At 70.4% G+C, this 14,167-nt stretch carries 10 protein-coding genes; 4 read left to right on the top strand and 6 right to left on the bottom strand.

The features are described 5' to 3' along the window. Positions 1 to 41: 41 nt before the first annotated feature. The 3 genes from ABEA87_RS39655 to ABEA87_RS39645 are packed head-to-tail and all read right to left on the bottom strand — an operon-like array spanning position 42 to position 4,778. Positions 42 to 281, bottom strand: coding sequence for a hypothetical protein (locus ABEA87_RS39655; protein ID WP_345638727.1), 240 nt, complete (start codon positions 279 to 281; stop codon positions 42 to 44). Positions 282 to 318: 37 nt separating this feature from the next. Then, the gene (locus ABEA87_RS39650) at positions 319 to 3,978 is read right to left on the bottom strand and encodes a protein kinase domain-containing protein (protein WP_345638725.1); all 3,660 of its coding nucleotides are present in this window, start codon (positions 3,976 to 3,978) and stop codon (positions 319 to 321) included. Next, on the bottom strand, positions 3,975 to 4,778 hold the full coding sequence (locus tag ABEA87_RS39645) for an FHA domain-containing protein (RefSeq protein WP_345638723.1): 804 nt from the start codon (positions 4,776 to 4,778) through the stop codon (positions 3,975 to 3,977). The genes ABEA87_RS39650 and ABEA87_RS39645 overlap by 4 nt, the downstream gene beginning before the upstream one ends. Before the next feature lie 154 nt (positions 4,779 to 4,932). On the opposite strand from ABEA87_RS39645, the gene ABEA87_RS39640 reads away from it, so the two are divergent. Then, the gene (locus ABEA87_RS39640; RefSeq protein ID WP_345638722.1) at positions 4,933 to 6,450 is read left to right on the top strand and encodes a hypothetical protein; all 1,518 of its coding nucleotides are present in this window, start codon (positions 4,933 to 4,935) and stop codon (positions 6,448 to 6,450) included. 168 nt (positions 6,451 to 6,618) lie between these two features. After that, complete coding sequence (locus tag ABEA87_RS39635; RefSeq protein WP_345638720.1) at positions 6,619 to 7,845, top strand: cytochrome P450; 1,227 nt, start codon at positions 6,619 to 6,621, stop codon at positions 7,843 to 7,845. A 50-nt stretch (positions 7,846 to 7,895) separates the two neighbouring features. On the opposite strand, the gene ABEA87_RS39630 is transcribed toward ABEA87_RS39635, so the two are convergent. Then, entirely contained in the window at positions 7,896 to 9,398 is a 1,503-nt protein-coding gene (locus tag ABEA87_RS39630) for an FAD-binding oxidoreductase (protein WP_345638718.1), read from the bottom strand. Between the two features lie 287 nt (positions 9,399 to 9,685). Here ABEA87_RS39630 and ABEA87_RS39625 point away from each other — a divergent pair, with 287 nt between their 5' ends. Then, positions 9,686 to 10,219, top strand: a complete 534-nt coding sequence (locus tag ABEA87_RS39625) for a TetR/AcrR family transcriptional regulator (RefSeq protein WP_345638716.1) — start codon at positions 9,686 to 9,688, stop codon at positions 10,217 to 10,219. Positions 10,220 to 10,247: 28 nt separating this feature from the next. Here the strand turns inward: ABEA87_RS39625 and ABEA87_RS39620 are convergent, their stop codons facing one another. Further along, positions 10,248 to 11,663: a pyridoxal phosphate-dependent decarboxylase family protein gene (locus ABEA87_RS39620; RefSeq protein ID WP_345638715.1), complete on the bottom strand. Its 1,416-nt coding sequence runs from the start codon at positions 11,661 to 11,663 to the stop codon at positions 10,248 to 10,250. 143 nt (positions 11,664 to 11,806) lie between these two features. Continuing rightward, complete coding sequence (locus ABEA87_RS39615; RefSeq protein WP_345638713.1) at positions 11,807 to 12,595, bottom strand: dienelactone hydrolase family protein; 789 nt, start codon at positions 12,593 to 12,595, stop codon at positions 11,807 to 11,809. Positions 12,596 to 12,834: 239 nt separating this feature from the next. Between ABEA87_RS39615 and ABEA87_RS39610 the strand changes: the two genes are divergently transcribed. After that, complete coding sequence (locus tag ABEA87_RS39610; RefSeq protein WP_345638711.1) at positions 12,835 to 14,082, top strand: cytochrome P450 family protein; 1,248 nt, start codon at positions 12,835 to 12,837, stop codon at positions 14,080 to 14,082. Positions 14,083 to 14,167: the final 85 nt, after the last annotated feature.

Genomic DNA, 14,167 nt, shown 5'->3' with positions numbered 1-14,167 from the left:
CGGCCGCGCCACGGAATCACGGGGGGCGCCACGCCGCCTAGTCACGGGGCGCCACGCCGACGCTGCTCGGCTTCGAGGACGCACGCGAGCGCCTCCCGCTCGGCCTGGTGCCGGCGCAGCAGCTCACCGCTGTAGGCGCGCCACGCGGCATCCTGCTCGGCCGTCATATCGGCTCCGTCAACCTCGGACTCGACGTCCGGGTGGGCGTCGAGGAAGGCCGAGAACAGCCCGCCCATCTCCCGGCTGTGCTGGCGGTTGAGTTCGATCCGTCGCGGGTCCATCATCCTCACAATCTCGATAGGGCCACCGTGCGTTCGGCTAGCGCTCCACCTCGGTCCGTCGCCGAGCCGGCGGGTCGGTCGCCATTCGCTGGAGGCGGGCGAGTACACCGTCGGCGCGCAGCCGGCCGTAGCCGACGTCCTGAAGCCGACGCAGCAGGACGTCGAAGTCCCGCTTCGTCCACTGTGGACCAGTCCGGCGCAGGAGTACGTCGAGGTACGGTGCCGCGCCGTCATCCCATTCGGCCGCGTCCCGGGCCTCAAGGTCCCAGTCGAGTTCCCACCGTCGCACGTTGTTGCCGCTGCCGGCCAGCAGGAAACGGCCGTCGGGCGTCAGCGCGAGGCAACTGGCACCTCGCTCGTGACCGTCGAGGACCCGCACACATTGTCCACTGTGGAGGTCCCACACCATCAAGGGCGACCAGAAGGCCGCGGACACCGCGAAACGTCCGTCCGCGGTCATCCGAACCGTATGAAATCCGTGGGGCGGCGGTTGGTCGAACGTTCGCGCGATCCTGCCCGTCGCGGTGTTCCACAGGCGGAAGCCAGCCTCGTCGCCGGAGAGCACGAGATCCTGGTCGGCGCTGAGCGAAACGGTACGCAACCTCGTGGCGACCAGCCCATCGGTCTGGCTGCGCAGCCGGCTCACCGAACCGTCGTCCGCCAGGCCCCACACCTCCACCTCGCCGCCCTTCGCGGTCACGACGAGGCGACCGTCGTCACCGACGCACAGGTCGTCGACGCTCCAGGCGGCACCCCTCAGTTCCCGGATCGGCGCCCCGGTCTCCACATCCCAGTACCGGACGGTGCCGTCGTGAACGCCGGCCACGGCCCGCCTGCCGTCGGGGCTGAACCGCACCGGCGGCGAACGGTGGGTCAGCCCCTTCTTGCGGTACAGGACGTGCAGGCACCCGCCGGTGTCGAGGTCCCAGAGGCGGATCGTGCCGTCCCGGCTCGACGACAGCGCCCGGCGCCGGTCGTCGCTCAGCCGGACCGACTCCACCATGTGCTCGTGGCCCTCCAGAACACGCAGGCAGGTGCCGGCGTCGAGGTCCCACAACCGGACCGTCGCGTCGCTGCCGCCGGACAACCCGAGCTGGCCGTCGCCGGACAGGTCCACCGCCTCGACCGACTTGGCGTGCCCGGACAGCAGCCTCGACGACCAGGCCGACCGCAGCCCCGTCCGCACGGCGCGGCGACCCAGTGCCCACCACGCGGACATGAGGCGTGGTGCCCGCTCGTACCCCTCGATCGAGCGCGCCTGCCGCAGCAGGTCGAGTGCCGCCGGAAACCGGCCGCCCGCCATCGCCTGTTCCGCCTTGGCGATCAGCGAGTCCACCCGGCCGCCGAGCCGGCTCAACTCGACATGCCGGCGCGGCCGGCTCAGCCGCGGCGTGCCCCGGTACCGGCCGGGCAGCTGCCACCACCGCACCGTCCGGTCCTGGCCGGTCGAGCACGCGAACCGGCCGTCGGCGTCGAGCCGGACGACGGCGACGCCGCCCTGGTGGCCCTCGAAGGTCCGCAGGCACCGGCCGCTGTCCAGTTCCCACAGCCGGATGTCCCTGCCCTCGCCGGAGATGAGGAATCGGCCGCCGGTGTCGAAACAGAGGGCGTGGGGCGTGACCCCGCCCGTCAGGACCTGTACGCAGTGACCATCGTCGAGATCCCAGATCCGGATGGTGCCGCCGTGATACCCGGTGGCGGCGTAACGACCGTCGGGACGAAAACACATGGCGGCGATCGCAGACTCGTGCCCGACCAACTCGCGCCGGCACCGTCCGTCGGCCAGATCCCACAGCCGCACGACGCGTTCCCGCTCGTCCGCGGGCCCCCGCAGACCGACGGAGAGCACCCGGCGGCCGTCGGCGCTCATCGCCACCAACCGTGCGGCGGCCTCCTCGTCGAGCGTCCTCATCCGCCGAGCCGGGAGGTCCCAGGCGTGGAGCACGCCGTCCAGGCCCGCGTAGACGGCGAAGCGCCCGTCGGGATCGAGCCGGACCGCGGTGTGTTCGACGCGCAGGGCGAGCTCACCTATCCCGTCCTGGCCGTCCCAGGACGGCGGGTTGGGGCTGGCGTAGAGGGGGTCTCCCGTGGGCTCGTCGCCGGCCAGTTCCCAGAACCACACTGATTCGTCCTCGTCGACGGAGACGGCCATCCGCCCGTCCGGTGTGAGGTCGACCGCGTGCACCGGCCGGCGATGCCCCTTGAGCGTGCGCACGCACCGTTCACCGCGGACGTCCCAGAGCCGGATCGCGCCGTCCCAGCCGCCGGACAGCATCGACCGCCCGTCGGGGGCGAGGGCCAGCGCGACCGAATACTCGTCCAGCGCGACGGAGTAGAGGTCACGCGGGCGCCGGGGCCAGGGCACCCGCCACTCGCGGTCGCAGCGGGCGTCCAGGATCTCGTGGGAGCGGATCCGTCGCAGGGCCGCGAGCAGTTCGGGATCATCCGATCGTTCGCGGGCCACCTCGTGGAGCAACGGGCGCGCCGTGGCCAGGTCGCCGCGTTCCAGGTGGATCTGGGTGAGTGCGTGGCGCACCTCCCAGGGATCGCTGGTGTCCGCGCGGGTCGCCTCGATCTCGGCGATGAGCGCGTCGTCGGTGACGGCACCGCGGCGCCACCTCATCAGCCCCGCGTTGTACATCGCCCGCACGTTGCGCGGGTCGGCCGCCAACGCCTGCGCGAAGGCCCGGTCCGCCTCCTGCGGCCGGTCGAGGTCGAGCAGCGACACCGCCCGGTTGTTGAGTTCGTCGGTGAGCAGGTCGGCCATGACCGGCGCCGGGCGCGGATAGGCGTGGCCGGTGACGCCCCGGTAGACGTCGATCAGCTCGGTGGCGACCTCCCGCATGGAGCCCGGCCGGTCGGTGGGATTCTGGCGAAGGCACCGATCGAGCAGGTCGCCGAGGGCCGGCGGAACGGCGATGGCGCCGGACGCGCCGTCCGCGCGTAAGGCACACAGCGCCGCGCCCGCGCCGGTGCCGGCCATCCAGGTCGCCCTGCCGGCGCACATCTGCAGCAGTGACACCCCGAAGCTGTAGATGTCCGTGCGCCGCCCCACCGGCTCGCCCGCCGCCTGCTCGGGCGACGCGTACAGCGGGGTCATTCCGCTGCCGCCGGGCACCAGAACGCTGCTGCCCGGCCGCGCGTCGTCGGTGCCGACCGTGGTCGCGAGGTCCCGCGCCCGGGCCATGCCGAAGTCGGTGACCTTCGCGGTCGGCGTGCCCTCTTCGAGGTCGAGCAACACGTTGGGCGGCTTGACATCCCGGTGCACCAGGCCACGCCCGTGCGCGTGGTCGAGTCCCCACGCGGTCTGGATCGCCACGTCCAGGATCCGAGTCACCACCTCGGGCGCGCTCCCGTGGTACAGCCGCCCGCTGCTGATCCAGTCGTGCAGGCTGCCACCGGTGACGTACTCGGCGAAGACCCGGGGCACGCCGTCGAGCACGCGGACGTAGTAGCAGTTGCAGATGTTCGGGTGCAGCCCCAGCGAGACCCACGTCTGTGCCTCGGCGATGAAGCGCTGCTGGTCCGTCGGTCGCCAGAACAGCTCCGGCCGGGGACTCTTCACCGCGAGGTCGATGTTCCACGCCAGGTGTCGTACCCGGTACACCAGGCCCATCCCACCCTGCTCGTGCACGAGCAGCACCTCGTACCGGCCGTCAATGACCTCGCCGACCCGCCACGTCACGGTGTCGTTCACCCTTCTACCTCGTCCGGCGGCTCGCCGAGCAGGTGCAGGTCCGACGGCATGAGCGTGGTGCTGAGCAGCAGAGCCTGGATCAGGTTGTGGTTCAGGGTGTTGCCGACCGGTTCGCCGACCCCGTCCTCGCGCCGGATCCCGGGAATGGGGTCGGGGCCCAGCGCCAGGCGCTCGCGCACCGCCGCGACGATGTGCGCCGCGACCTTCGGCGTCCACTGCCTGCCGTCCGGCAGCCGGCTGAGGTCGCCCGCCACCTGGTTCCAGGACACCGGTTGTGGATAGCTTTCCTGGCGTAGGTACCGCTGGGCGAGCGCGGTCAGCACCCGCCGCTCCACCAGACTCAGGTCGTAGACCTCCGGCGTCCTCGTCCGGCCGCGGTGTTCGGCATAGGCGTCGGCGGTCCGGGAGCCGACCACGTGAATCTCGAGCAGATGTGACCGGCCCCTCGGGGAGCCGATGAACAGCGGGGTGTAACCCGGCGCGATCGGCAGCTCGTGTCCGGACAGCAGCATCGCGTCGCCGGGCAGTTGGATCGGCAGCTTTCCCTTGTTGCGGATCGACCACTCCAGGCCGTCACCCACTATCACGCCGTGCAGGCGGCTGACGTAAGGGTCATCGACGCCGATCGGCACATGGACGTCGTCCCGATCGCGGCCGAAGTGAAGCGTGAACTTCCGGGGCGGAACGGCGAAACCACCGTCGGCGGCCAGCGCGAAGATGGTGCCCGGCGGGGCCGGCGGCACCCCATCGGCCAGGCTGCGGGTGGCGGCCGGCAACACCTGCGGCACGAACTCTCTCATCGGCACCTCACGCTTCCCTCCGCCCAACCGCACGCTAGCGCATCCGGCCCGGGACCAGTCCCGGTCGCTGTCTGCTTCAATGTCGCGGTGAGGACCGCACACCCGGGTGCCGTGCGCGGTGTGCTCGATCCGAAACCCACGGGAAGGTACGCGCATGGATGCGGAGCGAGCGATCTCGCTGGTGGTGGACTGGATCCGTTCCCAGGGCATCGACTATCCCATCGAGGGGCTGGAGGCCGATCGCTTCGACGTGGGCTGGAGCGTGTACGCGCCGGTGGACATCGACGAGAGCGACCCGATGGCATTCCTGGAACTGCCGGTGGGGCGGTCGCTGTTTCTCATCGGCGATTCCGGGCGCATCCAGGAGGTGTCGTCCTCGGCATACCCTCCACGGGCCTTGGCTGAGTTCACCGCGGCCGAGCTTGAGCTGGAGGGCGCCGTCGACGGGTTGGACGAGTCAGGGTTCATGTCCGAGTCGGAGTTCATGGCGGAGTTCCAGCGAGAGTTCAACCGGGCCGAGTCCGGGGGCCCGCCGGCGATCAGCGGATTCACCGTCGTCGACACCCCGCCAGACGCCGAGGCCGCCGGTGAAGCCTCGCGGCTGATCGGCCCGATCGTGCAGCAACTGGCCCAGCTCGGACCCTCCGGATGGGAGCGGTTCTCGGCCGAGTTCGCGCTCACCGTCTCCACCGAAATCGCCCAGCTGCGATTCTGGATGGGTGGCGGATCGGGACTCGTGCCGGTGCCGAAGCCGATCGCCGATCTGGTCCGCCGCCAGCGGGAGGTCGCCGCGCGGATGCCGGCCGGGCCCTGGTGGCGGCTGCTGCTGACGGTCACCAATCGCGGCCAGACGACGGTGGACTACGACTACGGCGACGAACCCTTCCCCGACGACCAACTGATGCCTCCCGAGTACTACCGCAACGACCTGGCGAGCTATCCCCGTCACCACGTGCCCGTCTGGCTCGCCGGATACGTCGCCGGACCCGCCGCGCAGGGGCGCGACCCCGGTCAGGCCGCGGTCGCGGCCGCCGCCGATGCCGCCGCGGGTCGGGCCGCGGTCGTCACCGACGCGCTCCCCCCGCTGCCCGAGGTCTGGGCGCGCTGGGCGGTGCTTTCGGCGACCCACGCCGGTATCCGGGCGGAGCCCGGGCCACAGATCTTCCCCGGTCACGCCTGGTACGAGGACCTCCACCGCAGCGGTTCCGTCCTCTTCCTGCTCCCCGGCGGGCGCGCGGTGCTCTCCGGCGGGGAATGGGGTTCAGAACTGCTGGAAGCGGCCTACAACCATGGTGAGCCGCTGCCCGACCTCTATACCGGGGCTCCGGCCTGGGTCACCGACGACGTGCTCAATACCCGCAACCGCAATGGCCTGCTGACGTTCTGCCTGTGGTGGGCCGGCGGCCGATGGCATCGGGGGGCTACCGACACCGAGGACGAACTCGACGCCGCCCTCCCCCACCTGCGGACCCACGACGGGACCATCCGAGCGATGACCGGGCTGCTCGGGGCGGGTGCGGCGGGCCAGTGCGAGGCGCTGCTCACCGCGGCCACCCAGCACAGCGCCACCGCCGACCAGGTGGCCGCGCTGTTCGCCGGCAGGTCCGACGCCGACGCGTACACCGCTGTCAACCAGCTCGACCTGGCCGGGCTGCTGGCCGGAGTCCGGTGACCGTGGCGCCCCGGGGGGCGGCAGCGCGGCCAGCGGCCGTCGGGCGTTGTCGGTCGCGACCGCGTCTAAGATCACCTCCAGCGGCGCGGTCGGTGTCAGAGCCGTGACAGTCCGGTGTCAGGTCGGTCGGCGATCGTGGCCGCAAGAACCGCCACGAAAGGACATCCGATGAGCCAGACGGTTTCCATCCCGCACGGCCTGCCGATCGAGCGCGACGCGGGCCCCTTCGACCCACCCCGCCAGATCACCCGGCTGCGCGACGCCCGCCCGGTCAGTCCCATGATCTTCCCCGACGGTCATGAGGGCTGGTTCGTCAGCGGCTACGAGGCCGTCCGTCAGCTCATGGCCGACGCCCGGTTCAGCTCCCGCCTGGACCTCGGCGTTATCCACGTGCCGTACGAGATGCCCGACATGCCCGTGAGTACCGAGCCGTCTCCGCAGGTGCCGGGGATGTTCATCGCCATGGACCCGCCGGACCACACCCGGCTGCGGCGCAGGCTCACCGGCACCTTCACGGTCAAGCGCATGAGGCAGCTCGAAGACCACATCATCGAGATCGTCGCGCGGCAACTGGACGAGATGGCGCGCCTGACCCCGCCGATCGATCTGGTCAAGGAGTTCGCGCTGCCGGTGCCCTCGCTGGTGATCTGCGAACTGCTCGGCGTGCCCTACGAGGACCGGAAGGACTTCCAGGCCAACTCCGCGAGGTTCCTGGTGAAGAGCCCGACGCTCGAAGAGAAGATCGCCGCGTACACCGCGCTGAGCACATACCTGTCGGGACTGGTCGCGGACAAGCGCGCCACGCCCGGCGAGGACATCCTGTCCGACCTGGCCCGCCAGGACGACCTGTCCATCGAGGAGCTGACCGGCATCGCGTTCCTGCTGCTGCTCGCGGGCCACGAGACCACCGCGAACCTGCTCTCGCTGGGCACCTTCGCGCTGCTGGAGCACCCCGAGCAGCTGGCCGAACTGCGCGCCAACCCGGACCTGATGCCCGACGCCGTCGAGGAGCTGATGCGGTACCTGTCCGTTGTCGACATCCTCTACCGGTACGCCTCGGAGGACATCGATCTCGGCGGTGAGACCATCGGCAAGGGATCGACGGTTGTCGTCTCGATGTTGGCCGCCAACCACGACCCCCAGCGCTTCGAGAACCCCGACACCCTGGACGTCCACCGCAAGGCTCGCGGTCACCTGTCCTTCGGCCACGGCGTCCACCAATGCCTCGGCCAGCAGCTGGCCCGGATCGAGATGCGCGCCGGTTTCGAGGGATTGTTGCGTCGCTTCCCCACCCTCAAGCTCGCCATCCCGGCCGGAGAGGTGAGGCTGCGGACCGACATGAACATCTACGGCGTCCACGAGCTGCCGGTCACCTGGGCACAACCGGCCGAGTGAAACCGAGATGACGGCGTGCCCCCGAGGCTGGCTCGGGGGCACGCCGTGGGTCAGCAGGACGCGGGTGGGATGCTCTGCTCGTACTGGAAGATGTTGTGGGGATCCCACTTCTGCTTGATCCGGCGTAGCCGGTCGAAGTTGGACCGCCAGTAGGCGGTCTCCCACTCCTGCATCCCGATGTTCGGCACGTTCACGTAGGCCCCGTTCACGTAGGGCCGCAACGCCTGGCTGAACTCGGCGATCCAGGCCTGGGCGATCGGGGTGGTGGGGTCGTCGCAGTCCGGGTTCGCGCGATCGCCCCAGCCCGCGCCGGGCTCGGAGTAGAACAGCGCGTCGCGGTGCACGAATGCCGAGCCGCCGCGGGGTTGCTTGGTCTGCGCCCCGGTGCCGAAGGCCTGGGTGAAGAAGTTGCTTTCGTCCGAGGGCGCTTCGTTCATGAAGGAGCGGATGATGCTGATCGCCTTCTTCGGGAACGGGTCGGTGGTGAACTGCGAGAAGAACTTCCAGAACGCGGGTTCGTCCGCGACCGGGGTCTGGAAGCCGGCGTAGATGGTGCCCCAGTTCCCGGTCTGCACGGCGACGTCGGGGGTGTCGATCGAGAGGATCGGGGCGAGCAGGTGCCTGATCTCCGCCTCCGTCCCCTCGGCGAGGACCGCGAACAGCAGGATCTGGGACTTGTGGATCTCAAGCTGGGAACCGAGCCGGAAGTCGGACAGCGGCGCGGTGCGCTGCCAGGTGTCGAAGATGCCCTGCAGGTCGCTGAGGCCGTCCCAGGTCGCCGTCAGGTAGGCCACGGACTTGAGCGGAGCCGCCTTGTAGGTCAGTGAGGTGACGATCCCGAAGTTGCCGTTGCCCGCTCCGCGCAGCGCCCAGAGCAGGTCCGAGTTGTTGTTCAGGTCCGCCTTGATGGCCTTCGCGCCATCGACACCCGACGGGACGACAACCTCCGCGCCGACCAGGCTGTCGCAGGCCATGCCGAGGTAGCGCAGGAGGAAGCCGAGGCCGCCGCCGAGGGTCGCGCCGGACAGGCCCACGCTGTCCTCCGTCCCCGTCGTCACCGCCAGGTCGTGCTTCGCGAGCGCGGCCACCGCCTCCCCCTGGTTGAGCCCGGCGCCGACCTTCGCGATGCCGGTGGCGGTGTCGATGTGGGTCGACTTCAACTCGCTGACGTCGATCACGATGCCGTTGTCGACGTTCGACCAGCCCTCCAGGGCGTGCCGGCCGCTGCGTACCCGCACCGCGACGTTGTTCTGCCGCGCCCAGGTCAGCGCGTTGACCACGTCCTGGGTCTCCTGGGCGAAGACGATGACCAGCGGGTAGTGGACGAACAGTTCGTCCCAGCCGAGGCTCGCCTCCGGGTAGTTGGGGTCCTGCGGACGGACGATGCGGCCGGTGAGCTTCGCCGGCGGCTCGCACTCCGCCTTGCAGCTCGAACCCGAGCTGTCGGCCGCGATGGCCACCGAGCCTTCGGCCATGACGGCCGGTAGAACGACCGCTCCGGCGCCGGCGGCGGCCGTTGCCTTGAGCAGATCGCGGCGGGAAAGGTCGCGCATGGTCGGTATCCTCTCGATCATTACGTCAGTGCTTTATAAAGGGCAATTCGCTCATCTGACGCGAAACCAACGCTAATACGGGAGGCTTCCTCGAAATTTTGGAAGTTTTCCTCGGAACCCGGTCGGGTGATCCCGACCCGCTCCGCACCGGCACCCCGCGGCCGCGCCGTCGGCCACGTCATCGACCGTGCCGATTGCGTGATACTGAGCCGGTGAACTCAGAATCGGAGGCGCCACGGTCTGGTCGCCCGCTGACTTTTGATCGGGCGGAGGCGCTGGGCCGCCTGATGTCGCTGTTCTGGCGGATCGGGTTCGATGGCGTGACGCAACAGCAGATGGCGACCGTGACGGGTTTGTCGACGTCGAGCCTGTACAACTCGTTCGGCACCAAGGCCGAGATCTACCGCGAGGCGATGTCGGAGTACCTGCGGCGCATGCAGTTCGTCCTCGATCCGCTCGAGCGCGGCAATCGCGGCCGGGAGGACGTGCTGGAGATGCTCGCGCGCATCGAGTCGGTGCTGCGAGGTCCGGACGGCGGCTTCGGATGCATGGCCACGATGGCGATGTCGGCGCCGGTCGACGAGGAGGTCGCGCGCGCGACGCGGCGCTATCGGGAGCGGCTGCGGGCGGGCTTCTGCGCCGTCGCGGAGCGCTCTCGCGGTCTGGGTGAGTCGGCACCGGAGCCGGCCATGCTGGCGAACGTCATGACCGCGGCGGTCCTGGGCACGCTCACCATCGCGCGCGCCGACGCCGAGGGCGACGAGTTGTCCGCACACGTGGAAGCGTTGCGGAGCTTCGTGAACGGCTGGCGTCAGCAGTGAGGCTGGAGGCTGCCGGCGCCGCCGCGGGTCACCCGGCGGCGAGGCGGGCGTGGCGCAGCAGCGCCTCCACCGCCCGGTCGATGTCGTGCTCGTCGGTGGCCCAGTCCGACACCGAGATCCGCATGAGGCGTTCGCCGCGATAGGTCGTACCGCTGAAGAACGCGCTGCCCTCCGCGCGGACTCCGGCCATCACCTCGTCGGCCAGGTGCCCGTGCTCGCCGTCGCGTGCCAGCCAGCGCACGAGAACCTGGTTGGGCACCACCTCGTTGACGATGACGGCCCGGCCGCTGTCCCTGAGCGCGTCCGCGAAACGGCGGGCGAGTCGGCTGGTCCGCTCGACCAGTTCGGCGACCCCGTCGCGCCCGAGCGACCGCAACGTCGCGTAGACCGGCACCCCGCGGGCACGGCGGGAGAACTCCGGACCCCAGTCCAGCGGGTCGCGGGCGCCGGTGCCCTGCTCGAGATAGGCGGCCTGGACACTCATGGCGGCGCGGTGAGCGGCCGCGTTGCGGCAGATCGCTATGCCGCAGTCGTAGGCGACGTTGAGCAGCTTGTGGCCGTCGGTCGACCAGGAGTCCAGCCGATCCAGCCCGACCACGCTGCCGGCCATGGCGGGCGACGCGGCGGCCAGCAGCATCACCGCGCCGTCGACGTGAACCCAGGTCGGATTGCCGGCGGCCCGATGCTCATCGGCCAGGTCGGCCACCGCGGCGAAGTCGTCGAACGCGCCGGTGTTGACGTTGCCACACTCGACCGCCGCGATCGTCGGCCCGTCGATCGCGTGCAGCGCCCGCGCGAGCGCGTCCGGTCGTACCCTGTCCTGGTCGTCGCAGTCGACGGTGACCACCGCCCGTTCGCCGATGCCGAGGAACCGCAGCGCGCGCAGCACGGTCGCGTGCGCGCCGGCCTTGACCACGACGGTCACCGGCGGCGCGCCCGTGAGGCCGTCGGCCTCGACGTTCCACCCGACCGCGCGCAGCACCTCGTGACGGGCCGCGGCGAGGCAGGTGAACGACGCCATCTGCCCGCCGGTGACGAACCCGACCGAACTCTGCCGCGGGAGCCTCAGCAGCTCGACGAGCCACTGGGCGGCGAGTTCCTCCGCCACCGCGACTCCTGGCGTGGCCGCGAACATCGGCGCGTTCTGGTCCCACGCCGTCACTAGAAGCTCGGCTCCGAAGGACGCGGGGTGCAGGCCGCCGACAACGAACCCGAAGTAGCGCCCGCCGGCCTGCGCCGCGACGTACGGCTCGAGGTCAACGGCCAGGTCGCCGACGACCCGCGCGGGGTCGATGCCGGCCGCGGTCGGCGGCCGATCCAGCGCCGCGCGAATCGTGGCGTGGTCCGCCGCGGGCATGACCGGCCGCTCGGCGAGCGAATCCAGGTGCTCCAACGCGGCGCGACCGGCGGCGTCGAACACCGCCTTCCAATCCGACTGGCGCATCGATCCTCCCCAGGAGTCACGGTTGTGTGACCCCGGAACGCTTTCTGAGTCGCAATGACTCAGATGACCGAGTCATATTGAGTCGGCCTACTCAGAATGTCAAGCCACGACGGCGCGGCCCGAGGGCGAGCACTATCGCGCAGTCACCCGCTGCGCGGGCGAACGCCGGTCTCCGTCGGGGCGGCGAAGAACGCGGCAAGCCGCGGCCAGACATCCTCCACGATGTCCGGTCGCCGGTTCGTGTCCAGGTAGTGCCACTCGAAGAAGCCATGGACAGCGTCGGGATAGATGACGATGTCGTGCGGCACGCCGGCCCGGTCCAGGTGGTCGTCGAAGGCTCGCGCGACGGCGACCGGCGTGACCTCGTCCGCCTCACCGAACAGGCCGAGCACCGGGCACCGCATCCCGGCCACGAACTCTGCCGGCAACGCCGGCTCGCGGCCCAGTTCGCCCAGCCACGGGTAGAACGCGACGGCGCCGGCGATATCGAGGTCGGTGGTACCGGCCAACAGACCGGTGGCACCACCGAGGCAGAAGCCAAGCACGAACGGGGTTTCGCCGGTAACCGTACGGAGGTGACCCACAGCGGTGTGTACATCCGACAGCATGGTCCGGCGCAGGAGCCGCTCAAGGTGCGATACGTGGTCGAACCCGTCGTCACGCGCGCGGGACCCGGCCGTGCGGCCGTAGTAGTCGATGGCGAGCGTGGGATGCCCGAGCCTGGCGAACCGGCGGGCGAGTTCCTGATAGAACGGATGCAGGCCACCAGCATCCGGAAGCAGGACGATCGGGGATCCGGTCGGCCGCCCGGGGCTCGCCAGATAGGCCGGAAACCGGCGTCCGTCCGATGTGGGCAGTTCGAACTCGGTCCCGCTGACAGGTCCCTCATCGCGGTCGGCCATGGGCACGCTGGCGCTGGGGTCATGACACATATCGGCGAGGGTGAACCCCAAACGGGTGGCGTGGACCCAGGATTTCCGCGACCGCCGCCGGCAGCCGTACCGAGACATTCCTGACCACAGTGGACGGACCCGGTTCGACCCGTCTCGTCGATTTGTGCACGGTGTGCAAGAACGGCGATCAAGGAGCGACACGATGGCCGTCATGGTCAACGCTGGCCGGAACCCCTCCACGCCCCGGCATGGTTCCCGATCGAAATCAGGAGCATCACATGACCGTAGAGCGACCACTTCCCATCGACCTCAACGGCACCGACATCCACGCGGAGGGAGCCCGGCTGCGCGCCCGCGGGCCCGCTACCCGCGTCGAGCTTCCCGGCGGCGTCCTCGCCTGGTCGGTCACCAGCCCGGAGCTGCTGCGGCGGCTGCTGACCGATTCCCGCGTGTCCAAGGACGCCACCCGACACTGGCCCGCCTTCATCAACGGCGAGATCCCCCTCGACTGGCCGCTGCACATATGGGTGGCCGCCCGCAACATGTTCACGGCGTACGGCGCCGATCACACCCGGTTGCGCCGGCTCGTGGCGCCGGCCTTCACCGCTCGGCGCACCAGGGCGCTGGCGCCGCGCATCGAGTCCATCACCCGGGCGCTGCTCGACGACCTCGACGCCACTCCGCCCGGCGAGCCGGTGGACCTGCGGGAGCGCTACGCCTACCCGCTACCCATCCAGGTCATCAGCGAGCTGATGGGCGTACCCGATGAGCTTCGCGCCGGGCTGCGCCGTGCCGTCGACGGTGTCTTCGACACCAGCCTCACCCCGGAACAGGCTCAGGCCAACGGGCTCGAGATGTACCGGGTCATCGGCGAGCTGATCGCCGGCAAGCGTGCTCAACCCGCGGACGACCTGACCAGCCTGCTGCTGGCGGCCAGGGACGAGGACGGTTCCACGCTGACCGACCAGGAGGTCCTGGACACCTGCATGCTGGTCATCGGCGCGGGCCACGAAACCACGTCCAACCTGCTCGACCAGGCCATCCACGCGCTGCTCACGAACCCGGACCAGCTCGCCCTGGTGACCGGGGGCAAGGCCACCTGGCGGGACGTCATCGAGGAGACCCTGCGGTCCGAGTCGCCGGTCGCCAACCTGCCGCTGCGGTACGCCACCGAGGACATCGACCTGCGCGAGAGCGCCGGCGTCGTCATCGGCCAGGGCGAGCCGATCCTCGTGTCGTACGCGGCGGCCGGGCGCGACCCCGCGGTACACGGTGAGGACGCGGACGTGTTCGACGTCACCCGCGACCTCAAGAGCCACCTCGCCTTCGGGTACGGCACGCACAAGTGCATCGGGGAGCCGCTGGCCCGGCTGGAGGCCGAGGCCGCGCTGCCGCTGCTGTTCGAACGCTTCCCCGATATGCGGCTCGCGGCACCCGCCGCCGGGCTGACGCCCATTCCCAGCTTCATCTCCCACGGTCACCGCGCCCTACCGGTAGTGCTGCGGCCCGCGCCCGAGTCCGAATGACCGCCGGCGGGGCCGGCCGCGGCCACTGCCCACAACCCCGATAGCTCACGCAGACAAGCGGCGCGTGGCGGCCTGGTGGCCGCCA

The organism is Rugosimonospora acidiphila (assembly GCF_039543385.1).
In the GTDB taxonomy this organism is placed as follows: Bacteria; Actinomycetota; Actinomycetes; order Mycobacteriales; family Micromonosporaceae; genus Rugosimonospora; species Rugosimonospora acidiphila.
This window is presented reverse-complemented; position numbering and strand designations above follow the sequence as displayed.